At 65.2% G+C, this 18,827-nt stretch carries 15 protein-coding genes; 12 read left to right on the top strand and 3 right to left on the bottom strand.

Annotation, left to right across the window (positions count from 1 at the left end; all coding sequences use genetic code 11):
• Positions 1–32 precede the first annotated feature (32 nt).
• On the bottom strand, positions 33–1,010 hold the full coding sequence (locus B9Y64_RS19480) for a DUF1852 domain-containing protein (RefSeq protein WP_100442058.1): 978 nt from the start codon (positions 1,008–1,010) through the stop codon (positions 33–35).
• 57 nt (positions 1,011–1,067) lie between these two features.
• Entirely contained in the window at positions 1,068–1,658 is a 591-nt protein-coding gene (gene msuE / locus B9Y64_RS19475; protein WP_100442057.1) for an FMN reductase, read from the bottom strand.
• 75 nt (positions 1,659–1,733) lie between these two features.
• Here msuE and B9Y64_RS19470 point away from each other — a divergent pair, with 75 nt between their 5' ends.
• From B9Y64_RS19470 to B9Y64_RS19450, 5 genes are all read left to right on the top strand, one after another.
• Entirely contained in the window at positions 1,734–2,648 is a 915-nt protein-coding gene (locus tag B9Y64_RS19470) for a LysR family transcriptional regulator (RefSeq protein ID WP_100442056.1), read from the top strand.
• On the top strand, positions 2,648–3,517 hold the full coding sequence (locus B9Y64_RS19465) for a methylenetetrahydrofolate reductase (protein ID WP_100442055.1): 870 nt from the start codon (positions 2,648–2,650) through the stop codon (positions 3,515–3,517). Before B9Y64_RS19470 ends, B9Y64_RS19465 begins: the two co-directional genes overlap by 1 nt.
• 128 nt (positions 3,518–3,645) lie before the next feature.
• The gene (locus B9Y64_RS19460; RefSeq protein WP_100442054.1) at positions 3,646–5,505 is read left to right on the top strand and encodes a P-loop NTPase fold protein; all 1,860 of its coding nucleotides are present in this window, start codon (positions 3,646–3,648) and stop codon (positions 5,503–5,505) included.
• 206 nt (positions 5,506–5,711) lie between these two features.
• Positions 5,712–6,239, top strand: coding sequence for a DUF6622 family protein (locus B9Y64_RS19455; RefSeq protein ID WP_100442053.1), 528 nt, complete (start codon positions 5,712–5,714; stop codon positions 6,237–6,239).
• A gap of 175 nt (positions 6,240–6,414) precedes the next feature.
• Positions 6,415–6,687 carry a hypothetical protein gene (locus B9Y64_RS19450; protein WP_100442052.1) on the top strand — a complete coding sequence of 91 codons (273 nt, stop codon included), beginning with the start codon at positions 6,415–6,417 and terminating at the stop codon, positions 6,685–6,687.
• On the opposite strand, the gene B9Y64_RS19445 is transcribed toward B9Y64_RS19450, so the two are convergent.
• Positions 6,684–7,397 carry a LysR family transcriptional regulator gene (locus tag B9Y64_RS19445; protein WP_238379942.1) on the bottom strand — a complete coding sequence of 238 codons (714 nt, stop codon included), beginning with the start codon at positions 7,395–7,397 and terminating at the stop codon, positions 6,684–6,686. The two genes, B9Y64_RS19450 and B9Y64_RS19445, sit on opposite strands and share 4 nt — an antisense overlap.
• A gap of 420 nt (positions 7,398–7,817) precedes the next feature.
• On the opposite strand from B9Y64_RS19445, the gene B9Y64_RS19440 reads away from it, so the two are divergent.
• The 7 genes from B9Y64_RS19440 to B9Y64_RS19410 all read left to right on the top strand — a co-directional run bounded on the left by B9Y64_RS19440 (position 7,818) and on the right by B9Y64_RS19410 (position 18,651).
• On the top strand, positions 7,818–8,354 hold the full coding sequence (locus tag B9Y64_RS19440) for a fimbrial protein (RefSeq protein ID WP_100442050.1): 537 nt from the start codon (positions 7,818–7,820) through the stop codon (positions 8,352–8,354).
• Positions 8,355–8,564: 210 nt separating this feature from the next.
• On the top strand, positions 8,565–9,110 hold the full coding sequence (locus tag B9Y64_RS19435) for a fimbrial protein (RefSeq protein WP_157804541.1): 546 nt from the start codon (positions 8,565–8,567) through the stop codon (positions 9,108–9,110).
• Between the two features lie 75 nt (positions 9,111–9,185).
• Positions 9,186–9,944 carry a fimbrial biogenesis chaperone gene (locus B9Y64_RS19430; protein ID WP_100442048.1) on the top strand — a complete coding sequence of 253 codons (759 nt, stop codon included), beginning with the start codon at positions 9,186–9,188 and terminating at the stop codon, positions 9,942–9,944.
• A gap of 98 nt (positions 9,945–10,042) precedes the next feature.
• On the top strand, positions 10,043–12,637 hold the full coding sequence (locus tag B9Y64_RS19425; RefSeq protein ID WP_100442047.1) for a fimbria/pilus outer membrane usher protein: 2,595 nt from the start codon (positions 10,043–10,045) through the stop codon (positions 12,635–12,637).
• Between the two features lie 17 nt (positions 12,638–12,654).
• Positions 12,655–13,665 (top strand): fimbrial protein, encoded by a 1,011-nt coding sequence (locus B9Y64_RS19420; protein WP_157804540.1) that lies wholly within the window; start codon positions 12,655–12,657, stop codon positions 13,663–13,665.
• Between the two features lie 39 nt (positions 13,666–13,704).
• Positions 13,705–14,430: a fimbrial biogenesis chaperone gene (locus B9Y64_RS19415; protein ID WP_100442045.1), complete on the top strand. Its 726-nt coding sequence runs from the start codon at positions 13,705–13,707 to the stop codon at positions 14,428–14,430.
• 234 nt (positions 14,431–14,664) lie between these two features.
• The gene (locus B9Y64_RS19410; protein WP_162292386.1) at positions 14,665–18,651 is read left to right on the top strand and encodes an ESPR-type extended signal peptide-containing protein; all 3,987 of its coding nucleotides are present in this window, start codon (positions 14,665–14,667) and stop codon (positions 18,649–18,651) included.
• Positions 18,652–18,827 lie beyond the last annotated feature (176 nt).

Here is an 18,827-nt window from a genome sequence, read left to right as displayed (position 1 = left end):
GGTGTCCTGGGGGCGAATGGAAAATCGATGGATCAGCGGGCGGCCCACTGCTCAAGCACGGCGCGGTACGGCTTGATGAAGTGTTCTTCGGTGAACCGGCCTTGCCTGACCGCCAGCTGGCTGCGCTCTTCGCGGTCGTAGACGATGCGGGTGGAGGAATAGTCCTGGTGCTTCAGGCTGGGCTGGTAGACCTTGCCGGCCACGGAATTGGCGTTGTAGATCTCCGGGCGATAGATCTTCTGGAAAGCTTCCATCGTGCTGATGGTGCCGATCAGTTCCAGGTTCGAGTAATCGCCCAGCAGGTCGCCCTGGAAGTAGAACGCCAGCGGCGCGACGCTGCCCGGCGGCATGAAGTAGCGCACCTGCAGGCCCATCTTGTCGAAGTACTGGTCGGTGGGGGAGAACTCATCCTGGCGGTACTCCACGCCCAGGATGGGGTGATGGTTCTCGGTGCGGTGGTAGGTCTTGCTGCTGGAAACACTGATGCAGATGACCGGGCCCTTGCTGAAATTGGCGCGGTAGGCGTCCGAGTCCAGGAAGTGCTTGAACAGCTTGCCGTGCAGGTCACCGAAGCCGTCCGGAATGCCGAAGGTGGCCTTGCCCTCGTTGCTGGCCGGCAGCACCACGCTGAAATCGTAGTCACGCACGTACGACGAGAAATTGTTGCCGACGATGCCTTCGCTGCGCGCGCCGGTGCGGGTGTCGACGATGGTCGGCCGCAGCACCTCGATCAACGGGAACGGATCACTGCCATCGCCGCCATCGATGTGCATCTCCACCGAGATGATGTCCAGCTCGACCGCATAGCGGTCCGCGTTCGGGTTGTCCCAATGGGCCAGGTCGTTGAAGCGGTTGTTGATCATGCTGATCGTGTTGCGCAGGTTTTCCTGCCGGGACGCGCCGCGGGCCAGGTTGGCGAAGTTGGTGGTGATGCGCGTGCCCTCGGCCGGCTGGTAATCCTCGTTGAAGGGGATGCGCGTGATGCTGAAGGTGAAGGTGTCGGTCGTCATGGGCGGCGTTCCGGTTTGCGGGGTCACATCCAAATGCAGGTCGGTGGCATTTGGCATTCAAAGGGCTGCGGTGGCCTCGGCGACGGCGGGCGCGGCACGCTGGGGCAGCGCCAGCAACGGCATTGCCCGCTGCACCGCCAGCCGCGCGCGTTGGATCAGTGCTTCGTTGTGCACGCGTCCCTCGGCGAAATCGCGGTCGGTGGCGTACACGCCCAGGGGCAGGGTGCGGGCCTGGAAGAAGCTGAAGAGCGGCCGCAGCTGGTGGTCGATCACCAGTGCGTGGCGCTCACTGCCGCCGGTAGCGGCCAGCAGGATCGGGGTATCGACCAGTGCATCCTGGTCGATGAAGTCGAAGAAGTGCTTGAACAGGCCGGTGTAGGAGCCGCGGTAGACCGGCGTGGCCACCACCAGCACGTCGGCCTGTTCAACGGCGACCAGCTGCCGCTCGACCGCTTCGGGCAGCTGCGAGCGCCACAGCGCGCCAGCCAGCTGTGGTGCCAGCTGGCCCAGCTCGATCAGGTGCGGTTCGCTGGGCGTGCATTCGCCGATCAGGTCGAGCAGGTGCTCGCACAGGGTGGCGGCGCGTGAGGGGCGCTGCAGTCCGCCGGAAACGGCGACGATACGAAGGGAGCGGGTGGGTGAAAGCATGACCCGATGCTAGTCATGCCTTTCCATGACGTAAAATGGTATTACTTCACCAATCCATGAGCAGGATTCATCGTCATGCTGGAACGCATCCACCTCAGCATCGTGCAGCAGGTCGAGCAGCAGGGGTCGCTCACCGCCGCCGCCGGCGTGCTCAACCTGACCCAGTCGGCCCTGAGTCACAGCATGAAGAAGCTCGAGCAGCAGCTCGGCACCGATGTCTGGCTGCGCGAAGGCCGCAGTCTGCGGCTGACCCAGGCCGGGCAGTACCTGCTGGCCGTCGCCAACCGGGTGCTGCCGCAGCTGGACCTGGCCGAGGAACGGCTGGGCCAGTTCGCCCAGGGCGAGCGTGGTGCGCTGCGCATCGGCATGGAATGCCATCCCTGCTACCAGTGGCTGCTGAAGATCGTCTCGCCCTACCTGGCCGCCTGGCCGGATGTGGATGTGGACGTCAAGCAGAAGTTCCAGTTCGGCGGCATCGGCGCGCTGTTCGGCTACGAGATCGACCTGCTGGTCACGCCCGACCCACTGCTGAAGCCGGGCCTGAAGTTCATCCCCGTGTTCGACTACGAGCAGGTGCTGGTGGTGGCCAAGGGCCACGCCCTGGCCAAGGTAGACCACGTAAAGCCGCGCCAGCTCAGCCAGGAAGTGCTGATCAGCTACCCGGTGCCCTTCGAGCGCCTGGACATCTACAACCAGTTCCTGCTGCCGGCCGGCATCACGCCGCGGCGCCACAAGGCCATTGAAACCACCGACATCATGATGCAGATGGTGGCCAGCGGGCGGGGAGTCGCCGCCATGCCGCGCTGGCTGGTGGAAGAGTACGCCGCGCGCATGGACGTGGTGCCGGTGCGGCTGGGCGCGAAGGGCATCCCCAAGCAGATCTACCTGGGCGCGCGCGAGGCGGATACCGGCATCGACTACCTGCAGGCCTTCATCGAACTGGCCCGCAACAGCTCGCCGCTGGCCGGCACTGTGGGCGGAGCGCGTTGATGTCGGCAGGCACCTCACTTCGGGCGCAAGCCTTCATCAACGCCTTCTCGCTGGAAGTCAGCGCGAAAGCCATGCCGGCACTGCGCGCCGAGGCGGCCCGCATACCACCTGGCACGATCATCTCCATTCCCTACCTGGCCAGCGAGGACGACGACGCGCGACTGGTCGCCGCGCGCACGGTGCGCGGGCTTGGCTTCGAGCCGATGCCGCATCTCTCTGCCCGCCGCATCGCATCGCGCACTGCGCTTGAGCGTTTCATGGGCCGCGCCGCCAGCGAAGCCGGGGTGGAGCGCTGCCTGCTGATCGCTGGCGATCTGGCCACGCCTGCCGGACCGTTTGCCGACAGCGCTTCGATCATCGACACCGGCCTTCTGGAGCAGTCCGGCATCAAGGCCGTCGCCATCGGCGGGCACCCGGAAGGTCACCCGGTGATGGGCAGCGACGAACGCTGGCAGGCACTCCAGCGCAAGTGCCAGGGCATCGAAGCACGCGGCATGGCGCCCTCGATCGTCACCCAGTTCGCGTTCGATGCCGATCTCGTGCTGGCCTGGCTGGAGGCACTGCGCGCGCGTGGCATCACGGTTCCCGTGCTGGTCGGCGTGCCGGGGCCGGCCAGCATCCCCCGGCTGCTGCGTTACGCCGCGATGTGCGGCGTGGGCGCCAGTGCATCGATGCTGGCCCGCTATGGCGTCTCGATCGGCCGGCTGCTCGGCACGGCAGGGCCGGAGGTGTTCGTGGATCGCCTGGTGCAGGGGCTGACAGATGCCCATGGCGAGGTCAGCCCGCACCTGTTCCCGTTCGGCGGCATTGCGCCGTCGCTGGAGTGGGTGGAGCGGTATCGGGCAGGTGTGCGGGCTGCCCGGGTCTGAGTGCCCGCTCATGGCCACGAAAGCCGGGATGTTTACCGCTGCCATGCAGCGCGAATCGACATGAAGCTCCGTGGTGTACGATCGCCATGGCGCAAGGATCGGCAAGATCATAACCACGGAGATTCAGCATGGAAGATCAGGTAGAAGGCTACTTGAACGCGTACATCGAAGGTCATGTCGACCCGGGCACGGCCGTACTTATCACTGGGCCCTGGGGCTGCGGGAAGACTCGATTCATCAAGAACTATTTCGGTCTGACAGCTGCCAAGCAGCCTGAGCGCCCCAAAGCACTGATCGCAAGCTTCTTTGGTGCAGATTCCCATCAGGATCTGATCAATCAGTTTGCCGCTCAGCGGCACCCCAAACTGACGTCTCCAGAAATGCAGGCCATGGGCGCGCTGATGATGCGCGGCCTGCGCTTTGCGGACGGCAAGTTTACCGGGGGCTCCCTCCTGAGCGGCAATGAGGGCAGCGGGCTTCTCAAGTGGCTGGGGGAGCCGGGAAGTCACGTGCTCGTGTTCGACGATTTCGAAAGATCAAGCATGCCCCTGGCCGAAAGATTGGCCGTCGTCAATCGCTATGTCGAGGGCGTGGGACTGAAGGTGATCGTGATCGCCAACGAAAGTGAGCTTGGCGAGGACCCCGTCTACCAGCGCTGGAAGGAAAAAGTAATCGGCAAGACGTTGCGGGTTGGCGCCGAAGCTGAGCAGGTCTTGCGTGAGGTGGCTTCTGAACTTTCAGTCCAATCGCTTCGAGACTGCGTCCTGGGCAATCTGAAATTGCTTGCCGGCGTGCTGAAAGCGCTTGATAGCGTGAACTATCGAAGTGTGCGCGCGCTCATCTTTGATGTGCAACGATTGGTCGTCGCCGCGCCCAGGCTTGAGCGATCGAGCAAAGTCATGCTCTCACTGCTTTCCTTCTCGGTGGCGGTGGGGTCGCTATTGCGTAGTGACACCATTGGCAGGGCGCAGGTGGACCTGGCTGAGACAGTAAAAGCGTTGGGGTCGAATGCCAAGCGCAGCGAGAAAGATCGCAGATTGATCGAAGTGCATGGTCGACTTTCGACGATGGGGGCACTGGACCCCATCATTTCACCTGCAATGATGGCAAGGTTGTGGTGCGATGGTGAAATAGATGATCAGTACCTTGAGCAGGTTCTTTCCACCCACCGCCTGATCGTTGGAGATCAGGCGCAACCCGCATGGCAATGGCTGCGCGAACCAGGGAAGATAGGTGTAGCGCGCTTCCGGGAGCAGAAGAGCAGGCTGCTGGACGAAATCCACAACGGGCGGATCTACGACGCCGGCATTCTGCTGCATGTCGTGGATATTCACCTCCAGTTGTTTGAGCTCGGAGACGGCCTGCTGCCAAGGGAAACCCAGGTGAAAGCCTGGCTGGAAGCCTATCTGAAGACGTACCAGGTGCGTTTGACGGACGAGGACTTGGGAGGCGGGCGGGAGCTGTCCACCATGCAGTACGCTGGCTACATCTATCACTCATCAGGCAAGACGTTCAATGCAGCGGCAGATGTGATCCGCGAGCACATTGCCCGTAAACGCACGGATGAACTCCAGGGCGAGACGCGCAAGTGGATGCAGGATATTTCCGAGGGGCGGCTGGATGCCCTGCAATTCAATGAAAACGAGCAGCCAGGAGAGCAACCATGGCTGCATCTGGTGGATGCCCAGGAATTTGCCGCGCTTCTTCTTGACGACGGCTGTGTACGCTCAAGGCTTCTGGATGCCCTGACGCATCGATATGCGCGTGACGGAAGAGGAGTGCTGGAGAGCGAATGGCCCTGGCTCAAGCGGCTGAAGGAGGTCCTGATGAGTATGGCTGGAGAATTGGCTCCTCCGCACCAGAAGCTGGCCAGCAACGCTTTCACGGGAGCCTTCAACTATATCGAGAGTGAACTGGGGGTCGCCCGGAGGCACCTGGATGAACGCCTTGAGTTTGATAGAAAGATGCTCGCACCGGAAGGAACATGAGTTTCAGGCCGGATGACCGCTGAGGTTGCCTGGAGCTTGGGGGCGCAGGCCCGGCCGATGCCGTGGGTATCCGCACGATCTCCGCATCGGCGGCTACCCCGTAATATCCGACACCTGACAGCTGTCACTGGCTGCAACCCGGGCGGAAGCGAATAGTGAGCGCCAAGGCGAGGGCACCTCGCCACCACTCACCAAGGGGACCGCTCATGAACATGCTCCAGCAACTCGCCTCGCAGACCCCGGTCTGGGTCTGGCTGCTCCTGGCCTTCCTGATCACCCGGGGCATCGCCGCCATGAAGCCGGGTGAGACCTCGCTGCAGAAGCTGGCGATCGTGCCGGCCCTGTTCGCCGTGTGGGGGGCGTGGTCGATCAGTCATCGCTTCGGCGCGTCGCTGGCCGCCTGGAGCGAATGGCTGGCCGGTATCGGCACCGGGGCCGCGCTGGCCTGGCTGCTGCTGAACCGGTTGAAGCTGACGCTGGACCGCAGCACCGGCAAGCTCTGGCGCAGCGCGGACTTCAGCCTGCTGCCGCTGCTGCTGATCACCTTCGTGGTGAAGTACGGCTTCGAAGTCGCATTTGCGGTGTCGCCGTCGCTGGTTGCCCATGCCGGCTTCAGTGCCGCCTACCTGCTGCTGGCGGGCGGGTTCACCGGCATTTTCGTGGGCAAGTACTGCCGGTACCTGGCCTCGCTGCGGATGGATGCGGCAGGCAAGGGGCTGGAAGCCGCAGGCTGATCGCCCGGGTCGTGCCAGCCGCTGGCCGGCTCCGCCAGTCACCGGCAGCCCAGCCCGGCGCTATCATCGGGGCGGCTGCAGAGGGCGGCAGTGCGGCCAACGCAATCCGCAACGATAGTCAGCTGGTCACAGCCAACATGAAGGAGGGGCGCCATTGAAAAGGACTTCACGCCGGATGGCCGCGATCGCCGGGTGGACGCTCGGCGCAGTGGCGATCACGGGGGCGGTCGCCTCCTACTTCATCAGCACCTGGCAGCTGCAGCACGCACCCCTGGTCCCGAACGCGGGCACGGGTGAAGTCCACCCGTACTTCATCCGCGGCACGACAATCTTCCTGGGCAGCGTCGATCTTGCCATCGAAACCTGGCTGCTCCCATCGATGGTGGTACTGGGCCTGCTTGCCAGCGCGCTATTGGCCTACGCTCAGCGCAACCGCACAACTCCCTAGCGCAACGCTCCGCTGGATCGCGGGCCCGCCCGTATATCGTCCAGGCATTCGCCTGGATCGCGCAATCGCGATGTGGGGAACCGTACTTTCAGCTCCTGGCCCTTCTTCTCGAACTCCCACGCGAAAATTCCGCCGTGGGTCGGCAGGCGGATGGTGATGCAGTTGTGCCGGGTCAGGTCGTGCGGTGATTTCGGCTTTGGATGGCGCTGGAAGTAGCCAGGCGAACCGACCACGGCCATGCGCAGGTCAGGCCCAACACGCACGGCAATCATGTCCCTGGCCACCTGCTCGCCCATGCGGATGCCGGCGTCGAAGCCCTCGGCCACGATGTCGGTCAGCCCGTAGTCGACGATCACTTCGATGTTCAGGTCGGGGTTGGCTGGCAGCAACTTGCCCAGCACGGGCTGCATCACGGTCAGTGCAGCGTGTTCTCCTGCGGTGATGCGAAGGCGCCCGGCGGGTTTGTCGCGATACGCATTGAGCTGGGCAAGCTCCGAATCGATCTCCTCGAAACGCGGGGCAATCACCCGCAGCAGTTGTTCTCCGGCCTCGGTGGGCGAAACGCTGCGGGTGGTCCGGGCAAGCAGGCGCACGCCCAGGCGCTCCTCCAGCTGACGCATCGATCGGCTGAGGGCAGGCTGGGACATGCCCAACTGGGCAGCGGCCCGGGTGAAGCTGCGCTCCCGCGCCACCAGGGCGAACAGGGCCAACTGATCGTAGTTCTCGACGCTCATTGATGCGCCCCGGATATAAGCGATACCCGATTATGCCCCTGCAGGAATGTGTTTTGGGGGGCGTAGATTGGCGCCTTGGCACGTCCGCCTGGTTGACCGCTGCACACACTGCCCGATGAGGATTCGGCCAGGCATTCCGCCAGCCCCCCTGTAGCCGAGCCATGCTCGGCTGCTGCATGCCACATCGCGCTTCATCAGGCCCCATGATCCGGGGGGCGGCGCAGTGCTCCAACTCACCGTTCTCGCGGGCACGGCCGATGCGGCCGGCCGAGTCGCTCTGGGCTGCAGGTACTTTTGAGCCCTGTCCTATGGGGAGGGTTGGCATCCCTGTCTAGGATGGCCCCCAGTTCCACGTCTCCGCCCTGCCGGATGTGGCTTCACGATGGAGGATGGTCAATGAAGATGCGCGCAATGCTGGCTACGGCCTTGCTGGCGATGATGCCTGCCGCTTGGGCGCAGGAAGCCCAGGTGACATTCAGTGGCGAAATGATTGGAAGCAGCTGCGCCATCACCGTGAACCGCGGCTCCAGCACGGACGGCACGGTACAGCTGGTCTCGGTGCCCAGTTCGGACCTCCATGCGGCGGGCGAGCGCAGCCGGGCATCAACCTTCTACATCACCGTGGGTTCGGTAGCGAAACCCTGCCTGCAGGAAAAGGTGCAGGTGGAATTTTCCGGCCCGAACATCAATCCGGAAGGGCGCCTTGCCAATACAGGAACCGCCCGCAATGTCGACGTTGTGGTGATGTACAACGAGGGCGGCGGCACCTTCTCGGACATCAATCTGCTGACCAATGCCGGCTCCCCTGTCATCGATGTTCCGGACAGTACCGGGTGGGCGCGAATCAGCCTGGCGGCGGCCATGCATGCCACCGCCGCCGCGCGGGGCGGCAGCGTCAGCACTACCGTGGGTTACACCATCATCTATCCCTGAGTTTCACTTCGGACAGTGTGTCCGGGCGCCGAAAGGCGCCTTTTTTATTTGGCTGTTCGCGCCATGGCCTGCTGATTTCAGCCATGTCCTATGTTTCGCCATTGGCAGCAACCGCACCATTTGCGCAAGGAAGGGCGATGTCCTTCTGGATGCGGCGCGAAGAGCCGATGCAGCAGTAACTCCCTCAACCTCACTAAAGAATCCAACACCATGAAGAAGATCACATTCGCACTGTCGGCCGCCCTGGCAGCCATTGCTGCCTCCGCGTCGGCCCAGGCCCAGGACGGCACCATCACCTTCACCGGCTCGGTGCTGGCGGAAAGCTGTGCCATCAACGTGAACGGCGGTGGTGCCGCAAACGGCACCGTCATCCTGCCGAGTGTATCGACCGGCGGCCTGAATGTTGCCGGCCTGACCTTGGGCGCCACGCCTTTCAGCATCGTCATCGGCACGTCCGACGAGGACGGACAGTGCGATCACGACAACGTGCAGCTCGAGTTCCGCAACAGCGGCCGCGTCAACGCTGCCGGCCGCCTGACCAACGGCACCGGTGAAGACGATGCGACCAACGTGGAAGTGGCCGTGCTGAACGGTGATCGCGAAGTGATCGACCTGAGCAACAACACCAACTCCAAGACGGTCGCCATTACCGACGGTGTGGCCACCATTCCCATGTACGCCCAGTACCACTCCACCGGTGCGGCTACTGCAGGTGATGTCAGCACCAGCGTCCAGTACGCGGTTACCTACCCGTAATCATCGTTTTACCTGTACCGGAATGACCGGAGCCTTGGCCCCGGTCATTCCCGCCCTTTCTCGGAGATAGCCCCCATGTCGCTTCTGATTCGCGCCGCCGCAACTGGCCTGGCACTGCTTTCGGCAGCGCTGTACATCCCTGCTGCCGCCGCACAGGTGACCGTGGAAGGCACCCGGGTGATCTTCCCAGGCAGTCAGAGTGAAGTCAGCCTGCGCCTGCAGAACGGCCCCAAGGGCCCGGTTCTGGTGCAGGTCTGGCTGGACGACGGCGATAGTGATTCGACGCCAGAAACGGCCAGTGCCCCGTTCGTGGTCCGCCCACCGTTGTTCCGCCTGGAAGGCGGCAAAAGCCAGGTGATACGTATTCACTTCACCGGCGCGCCGCTGCCGCAGGACCGTGAATCGCTGTACTGGATCAATGTCCTGGAGATCCCGCCAAAACCGTCGGCGGGCGCCGCGAGCAGCAACTACCTGCAATTGAGCGGAAGGACGCGGCTGAAGGTGCTGTACCGGCCCAAGGGGCTGGACGCGCGTGGTGCGGCCGACGCGCCACGGCAGCTGGAGTGGTCATTGGTGTCGCAGACCGGCAACGGCTACGCGCTGCAGGCATACAACCCAACGCCCTACTACGTGAACTTCAGTTCGGTGGGGCTGCGCAGCGGAGGCACGACCTATTCCCATGGGGGTATCGGTCTGGTGGCGCCTGGAGATACGGCGCAGTTCCCGCTGCAGGGCCTGAGTACCCGGCCTTCCGGTAGCGCCAACGTGCAGTTCCGCTACGTCAACGACCAAAGCGGCGTGCGTGCCATGTCGATGCCGCTGCACACCCCCTGATCTGAACGCGGCCGGCCAACCCGGCACTCGCATGTCCACCTCTTCATGCCACGCCCGAGAGCGGGCGTGCCGGTAAAGCTCGTCCTGGAGTTCCTGTCATGAATCGCCGTGAACGTCATTCCACGCCCATGCATCATCGCTGCCGTCTCAGTGCGGCGGTGGTGGGCGCGTTGCTGTCGACCACGGTATTGGCGGCCCCGAAGGTCGAGTTCAACACGGAATTCATTATCGGCGGCAGTGAGGGCATGGACCTCAGCCGCTTCGAGACAGATGGCGTGCTGCCGGGCACCTACAGCGCCGACGTACGCATCAACAGTACCCTGGTCGGGCGACGTGACGTTGAAATGCGGGTCACCGAAGGAGAGCAGGTTCGCCTGTGCCTGCCGCAGGCTGTGATCGAGCTGATTCCGCTGGACCGTGAAAAGCTCGGCCGCCTGCTGGTGCAGGGTGCCACTGGCGGCGATGGCCAGCGCCTGCGTTCGCTGGATGAGACTCCGCTGTGCTACGACCTGGGCGAGTACGTGCCCGATGCCCGTGCGGAGTTCGATCCCGGCGAGCAGGTGCTGGACATCAGCATTCCCCATGCCTTGCTGAAGAGCGATCCGCGCGGCTGGGTCAGCCGTGACCAGTGGGATGACGGCATCAATGCTCTCATCCTGGGGTACTCGGCTACCCATCAACGCGTGCAGTCACGAGGCAGGTCCAGTGATGGCACCGGCGTGCTCCTCAACGCCGGTGTGAACCTGGGCGCCTGGCGCTTTCGTCACGATGGCTATGCCACCCACGGCAATGACGGCATGCACTACAGCAGCGGGCGCAGTTTCGCCCAGCGCAACCTGCCCGGCTGGAACGCGCAGCTGACCCTGGGCGATGCCAATACCAATGGCGATCTGTTCGACTCGGTGGCCTACCGTGGTGCCAGCGTACAGACCGATCCACGCATGCTGCCGGACTCGGTGCGCGAGTTCGCGCCGGTGGTGCGTGGCGTGGCCCGCACCAATGCACGCGTGACGATTCGCCAGAATGGTCGCGTGCTGCAGGACATCAACGTCGCGCCCGGCCCCTACGAGATCGATGACCTGCTCGGTACCGCCTATGCCGGTGACCTTGACGTGGAAGTGACCGAGGCCGATGGCCAGGTGGAGCGTTTCTCGGTGCCATTCTCGGCGGTGCCGCAGTTGCTGCGGCCGGGCCAGCATCGTTTCACCGCAACTGCGGGCGAGCTGCGCGACGCGCGCCTGCACGACGCCCCGCGGTTTCTGGAGGGCACGCTGCGCAAGGGCATCAACAGCCGCCTGACGGTCTACGGGGGCGTGACCGCAGCCGATGGCTACACTGCGGCCCTGGCTGGCGCGGCTGTCAACACCTCAATGGGCGCCATCTCCGGCGACATCACCCATTCACGCACCCGCCTGCACGGTGAGGTTGCCGGTTTTGGCGACCGCATGAGCGGACAGTCGCTGCGCCTGACCTACAGCAAGAACCTGCTGTCCACCAAGACCAACATCGCGGTGGCGGCCTATCGCTACTCCACTGATGGCTACCTGTCGCTGCGTGATGCGGCACAGCTGCGCGACGATACCTGGCGCGGCCTTGATGGCCAGCGCCTGGCGCGCCAGCGCAGCCGCGCCGATGCCACCTTGAGCCAGCGCCTGGGCAGCACCGGCGGCTCGCTGTTTGTCAGCGCCAGCACCATCGACTACTGGAACCGCGAACAGCGTTCCACCAGCTTCTCTGCCGGTTACAGTGGCAGCTTTGGCGCGGCAAGCTACAGCGTATCGGCCCAGCGCCGTTCGGAGCGCTCGCTGTTCGGCGGCCCATCCCGGCAAAGCAACAGCATCAATCTCAACATCAGCGTGCCGCTGGGGCGGTCGGATGGGCCGCGCATGAACACCAACGTGGACCGTGCCGGCGACGGCCGCAGCACAGCGCGTGCCGGCATCAACGGCGTGTTCGGCGACCGCCGCCAGGGCGACTACAACATCGGTGCCAGCCGCAGCGCGGCAGGCCACACCCAGGTCGGTGCCGGCGCCAGCTACGCGCTGCCAGGTGCCAATGTCAATGCCTCGGTCAGCAGCGGACAGGGGGTGCACCAGCAATCGCTGGGGGCCTCCGGTGGCGTAGTACTGCATGCCGGTGGCGTGGTCTTGTCGCAGCAGCTCAACGATACCATCGGCATCCTGGAAGTACCTGGCGCCGCAGGCGCGCGGGTGCACAACGCGCCGGGCCTGAAAACCAACGCCCGGGGCATGGCCGTGGTGCCGTACCTCACTCCGTACCGTCGCAATGAGATCGGCGTGGACCCGACCGGGCTGCATCGCGATGTGGAGCTGGACGCCGCCTCGGTCAGTACGGTCCCCACCGCTGGCGCGGTGGTGAAGGTGGTGCTCGCAACCACCCATGGCCGCAGTGCGCTGATCGAGGCACCAATGATCAATGGCCGCCCCTTGCCGTTTGGCGTGGACGTTACCAATTCGGCCGGCGAAGCGGTGGGCGTGGTGGGCCAGGCCAGTCGCCTGTGGGTGCGCGGCATCGAAGAGCAGGGCCAGTTGTTCGTGCGCTGGGGCGAAGGCGACGCCCAGCGCTGTGTGATCAACTACGATCTGGCCGATGCCGACCACGAAGGCAGGCTGGCCAGTGAATGTCATTTCGACCCGGCCCCGGCGCTGCTCAGCCGCCGTGCCGCGCGATGAACCTGGAGCACACGATAATGAATGGCATCCTTCACCGGTCCCGCCCATGGCTGGCGCGCTGCGCGCTGCTGGCGCCGCTGGCACTGGCAGCGCAGGTCGCGCAGGCCTGCGGCAACGGGGGGCAGCAATGGCACACGTTTGCGGCCGTCTCCCTGGGCGGCAGCGCCGCTGCGCGAACGGGTGAACTGTTGGGTAGCTGGCATACCACCACCGGGCAGGAAAGCGTGGCGGTGGCCTCGGCTGACGCCTGTGCAGCCGACGCCCCGCCGGTTGTGGCCATCAATGGCGGCCAGTTGGGCACGTTGCCCGCCGTCGACGGCGCCGTCGGCGGAGAACAGGGCATCTACAGCACCGGTGTACCCGGCCTGGGCATGATCGTGCAGGTGCGGGGGGGCGATGGGCGGTGGACGGCCGTGCGTGATGGCCAGAAGATCGTCATGGCAAGCGCCGAAACCAGCCCGGCAGCATCCATGCGCGTGCGCCTGGTGCGTACCGGGGCGGTTGCCCCAGGCCAGTACACGACCACGCGCCGTCCCTTGGGGCAGCGTGAAACCACCGGTGGCAACGAAATCCTGGGGGTGGCGGGCATGCCGGTGGCAGTGATGGCTACGCCCTGCACGATCGACCTGGGCAGCGACGCAACGGTCAATCTGGGCCAGGTGACCGCCGAGGAGTTCGAGAGCATCGGCAGCACCAGTACCGCCAAGGCGTTCAGCTGGACCACCCAGTGCGATCCCTCCACGCCGCAGACGGTGGATGTCACCTACACCTCGTTGACGGCGGTGACCGATGCCCAGCTGGGCCGTGCGGCGGTCAGTGGCGGCGCCCGTGGCATCGAGTTCGAAGTGCGGCGCGGCGTTACCTTGGGCACCCCCGACGGCACGCCGGTGGCCTTTGGCAGCGCATACGATCTCGGCAGCAGCACCGCCAACCCGGGTGAGACCCTGAGCGTGCGCTATGTGCGCACCGGTGCGCTGTCGTCCGGGCGCGCCGATGGCGGCATTACCATCAAGCTTGATTACCGTTGAGGCGGGGCGCGGGTTACTGCGCCGCCCTGGAGAGATCCCATGCGCCTGTTGCTCTGCTGTCTGCTGGCCCTGTTGCTGCCACCGCCCCTGGCACATGCCGGCCTGGACCTGGGCGCCACCCGCCTGATCTACACGGCGGGGCAGGGCAGTGTCGCCCTGCGCGTCAGCAACCCGGATGCGCACCCGGTACTGGTGCAGGCCTGGGTGGACGCGGGCGATGCCGGGGCCCTGCCTGAGACCATCCAGACCCCCTTCGTCGTGACCCCGCCGCTGCAGCGCATTGATGCCGGTCGCGACCGCAACCTGCTGGTACGGGTGGCCGACCCAGCCGCGCTGCCGGACGACCGCGAGGTGATCTACCGGCTGAACATCGTGGAGATTCCGGCGCTGCCGGACACGCAGGGCGCGCGCTTCCAGGTGAACACCCATTCGCGCATCAAGCTGCTGTACCGCCCAGCGGGGCTGCGCGGTCAGCCGGGCGCAGCCCCGGGTCAACTGCGCTGGTCGCTGCAACCCACCGCAGCCGGCGACTGGCAGCTGAAGGTGCACAACCCCGGCCCGTATGGGGTCAACATCGCGTCACTGTCTCTGGAAGACGGTGCACGGCGACTGGATCTGGCCCACGACTATCTGTCGCCCTTGGCCGATACGTTGATTGCCCTGCCGGCAGGCACCGGCATACCTTCGCGTGCCCTGAAGATCGATCTGCAATGGATCGACGATGTCGGCGCCGTGCACCCGCTGACGGCCACTGCCGGCGGCTGAAGCGCCTGCCGGCAGCAATGGATGGGGCCTGCCCTGTTTGCCGCTAATGGCCTGCGCGATGCTTTTTGCCTCGGCCCGAGGCGTGCGTCGCGCGCAAAGACAATCGCATTTTAGGACCTGACCTATGGGGAGGCGATGGCGCGGTTGCGACCATTCCGCCACGGCTGCCATTGCGTGCCGCCGACTCCATCACCCCGCGCGACCGCGTTGTCGCGATCAATCAGGACCGACACCATGAATGCTGTCTACAAACTCATCTGGAATGTTTCCACAGGTACATGGGCGGTAGCCCACGAACTTGCCACGGCGCGGGGCAAGAAAACCTCCGGCCGCAGCCGCCTGGCCGGCGCGCTGGCGGTCGCCCTGAGCCTGCCTGCCGGCAGTGCGCTGGCGGAGAACGAGCCGCTGCTCTGCGGTTTCGGCGAGCAGCTGGCGGCCGACGGCCTGCGCTGCGAGCGCCCGCAGATGGGGGCCATGTCGTCGGGAATCGGGACCATGGCGACGACCGACGAGCTCGCCAGGCTTGTAAAGTTTGGCGGGGTCTACGGTGGCGTCGGTGCCGATGCCAGTGTAAGTGGGGCAGGAGCGGTCGCAGTTGGTCGTGCCGCGACCGCCGCAGCTCAAGGCGCTGCTTTCGGGAGTGGCGCGGCTGCAGGCTGGTACGCCACAGCATTGGGTGATCAAGCTCATGCAACGGCTGACGACTCGGTAGCGATAGGTTTTCAATCGAGGTCGTTGAATGTAGCCTCGATTGCCGTGGGTCGTTCTGCCACCGCAGCAGGTGTCGACGCCATCGCGATGGGTCGTACTGCCACCGCAGCAGGTGCCGACGCCATCGCGATGGGGCGGTCGGCCTCGGCGTCCGTCGCCAACAGCACCGCGCTGGGCTACGGCGCCAGCGCCTCCGGCAGGGACAGCGTTGCTCTGGGCTCTGGCTCCATCGCCACCGTAGCCGGGACCGTTTCGGTCGGCAATGCCACCACCAAGCGCCGCATCATGAACGTCGGCAACGCCGTCGACGACAATGATGCGGTGACTTACAGCCAGCTGAAGGCACATGCCTACGATGCCACCTTCGTGAAGGTCAATGGAACTACCGGTGGCGATTCGTCTGCCGCAGGGGGCCGCGCCATTGCCATTGGCAACGCGGCGTCGGCGGCGGGCCTCAGGGCCATCGCGCTGGGTAACCAGACCGTGGCGCTTGCGGAAAATGCGGTCGCGATGGGCAGCATTGCCAAGGCCTATGGAGACTCGTCGCTTGCCATTGGCCGTGGCGCAGAAACCGGCGTTCTGGGAACGGACGGGACAACGGTTACCGGCGGGGGCAGTGCCATTGCCATGGGCCATAGAGCGAAGGCGCTGGCGGAAAACAGCATTGCGCTGGGCTCGGGGGCGAATACCACTGCAACGGCATTGAACAGCGTGGCCATCGGTTCCGGCTCGACCGCCAGCGCTGCCAACACGGTTTCGGTGGGTGGTACCACCGCCGCATCCCGGCGCCGTATCGTCAACGTCGCTGACGGCACTGCCGCGAATGACGTTGCCACTTATGGCCAGTTGACCACCACGGTGAGCGGCAAGGTTGATACGACGTTTGTGAAGGTCAATGGAACTACCGGTGGCGATTCGTCTGCCGCAGGGGTCCGCGCCATTGCCATTGGCAACGCGGCGTCGGCGGCGGGCCTCAGGGCCATCGCGCTGGGCAATCAGACCGTCGCACTTTCGGAAACCGCAGTGGCGATGGGCAGCCTTGCCAAGGCCTACGGAAATTCGTCGCTCGCCCTTGGCCGTGGCGCAGAAACCGGTGTTCTGGGCACGGACGGAACAACGGTTACGGGCGGTGGCAATGCCATTGCCATGGGCAATGGCGCCAAGGCCCTGGCCGACAACAGTACCGCACTGGGCACCGGCGCCAACACCACGGCCACTGCGCTGAACAGCGTCGCATTGGGCGCAGGCTCGACGGCCACGGCCGCCAACACCGTTTCGGTCGGTGGCACCACTGCCGCAACCCGGCGCCGTATCGTCAACGTCGCAGATGGCACTGCCGCGAGTGACGTTGCCACCGTGGGTCAGCTGAACACTGGGCTGGGTACCAAAGTGGACACTATGTTGGTCAAGGTCAACGGTATTGTTGCATCGACGGCGGCGGGTGCGCGAGCCCTGGCCGTTGGTCATCAGGCCTCCGCTGCAGGGAACAGCGCTGTGGCAATCGGCCAGCAATCCAGTGCTGCGAATGAAGGGTCGGTGGCCTATGGCAGTCTGGCCACATCAACAGCCGACTCGGCGATTGCGCTGGGCCGTAGTGCCGAGGCGTCCGCTGCGAACGCCATTGCCCTGGGCTATGGCGCAGCCGCGAGTGGTGCTGGCAGCATCGCGCTGGGCAGGGGGGCGATTGCAACAGAAGCGAACACCGTTTCGGTCGGTGGCACCACTGCCGCAACCCGGCGCCGTATCGTCAACGTCGCAGATGGCACTGCCGCGAGTGACGTTGCCACCGTGGGTCAGCTGAACACTGGGCTGGGTACCAAAGTGGACACTATGTTGGTCAAGGTCAACGGTATTGTTGCATCGACGGCGGCGGGTGCGCGAGCCCTGGCCGTTGGTCATCAGGCCTCCGCTGCAGGGAACAGCGCTGTGGCAATCGGCCAGCAATCCAGTGCTGCGAATGAAGGGTCGGTGGCCTATGGCAGTCTGGCCACATCAACAGCCGACTCGGCGATTGCGCTGGGCCGTAGTGCCGAGGCGTCCGCTGCGAACGCCATTGCCCTGGGCTATGGCGCAGCCGCGAGTGGTGCTGGCAGCATCGCGCTGGGCAGGGGGGCGATTGCAACAGAAGCGAACACCGTTTCGGTCGGCAACGAAAACACCCGGCGTCGCATCGTCAACGTTGCCGACGGCACCGCCGCCAACGACGTTGCCACCTTTGGCCAGCTGAGCAGCACCAACACCGCACTGGCAACGCTGACCACCAACGTCAATGGCTTGGCGGCGGGCACGGCCGGCCTGCTGCTGCGCGATGCAGACACCGGCAAGCTGACCGTGGCCAAGGACAGTGACGGCGACGAGTTGGACATCAGCGGCTCCGACGGCAGGCGCCGCCTGACCGGCCTGGCCAACGGCAAGGCCAATGACGAGGCAGTGACGGTGGGGCAGCTGAAGGCCGCTGGCGCGCTGGACCCGACCACCGGCGAAATGCTGGCGGTACTGACCTACACGGACCACACCCTGAACCGCGTCAACCTGGGCGGTACCCAGGGCACGGTGATCGGAAACCTGGCCAATGGCCTGATCGGCTCTGGCAGCCGCGAGGCCGTCAACGGCGGGCAGCTGCATGACGTTCGTCAAGCGTTGCAGAGCAGCGTGGATGCATTGGGCAACCGCGTGGACGCCCTGGACGGAGCTGCCGCCAGCACCGCAGGTGTGGTGGCAACATCCAGCACCTCCATCGCGGATGCCGCGGCCGACGTTGGCATGATGGGCGCCCTGTCCACTGAGGGCGATGACGCCATCGCCGCCGTCGCCCAGGTATCCGACAGTGATGTGGCACATGACGCGCAGCCCTCGGCCAGTGATGAATCGGCGGCATCGCCGTCGTTGGCGCAGGCCCCGGCTCCGGCTCCGGCTCCGGCTGCCCCGGTTGCTCCCGCTGCTGCGGACGCACAGGCACAGACCCCAGCCCCGAGCTTGACCGGCACCGGCGAGGCCTCGGTGGCCATTGGCGGTGGTGATGCCAGCGGCAGCGGTGCCGTCGCCATTGGTGAGGGCGCCGTCGCCTCGGGCAGCAACTCGGTGGCCATCGGCAAGGGCTCGAATGCAGATCGTGCGAACGAGTTCTCGGTGGGCGCCGAGGGCAGCGAGCGTGTGGTCAGCAATGTCTCTGCCGGCACCCGCGACACCGACGCGGTGAACGTGAAGCAGTTGAACGACCGCTTTGAGGATGCCCGTGACTACACCGACAGCCGCGTCAATGTGCTGGACCGCCGCATCGACCGGATGGCGGCAATCAGTGCGGCCTATGCCGGCATGGCGCAGAACACCGCCGGCCTGTCCGGTGACAACCGCCTGGGTGCGGGTGTGGGTGCGCAGAATGGCCGTGCGGCACTGGCGGTCGGTTATCAGCGCATCCTCGGCGAGAAGAAGAATGTCTCGGTCTCGCTGGGCGGCGCCTTCAGTGGCAACGAGAAGAGCGTCTCTGCCGGTGCTGGCATGAGCTGGTAAAAGGCGCTGCGCCGGCAACGGGGGTTGCCGGCCGATCGCATCGCATGCAGCCCGCGGTCAGCAATGGCCGCGGGCTTCGTGCATCTGTCCGTCGCGTGGCGAAACATGGATGACGCGTTTTGGGCCCTGTCCTAGGGAACTGCACGCTGGGCCACCGCATGCTGCTGCTCTGGTCC

Source organism: Stenotrophomonas maltophilia, assembly GCF_002799245.1.
Classification (GTDB): Bacteria; Pseudomonadota; Gammaproteobacteria; order Xanthomonadales; family Xanthomonadaceae; genus Stenotrophomonas; species Stenotrophomonas maltophilia_S.
Note: the sequence above shows the minus strand (reverse complement) of the source record. Positions and strands in the feature narration are given on the sequence as shown.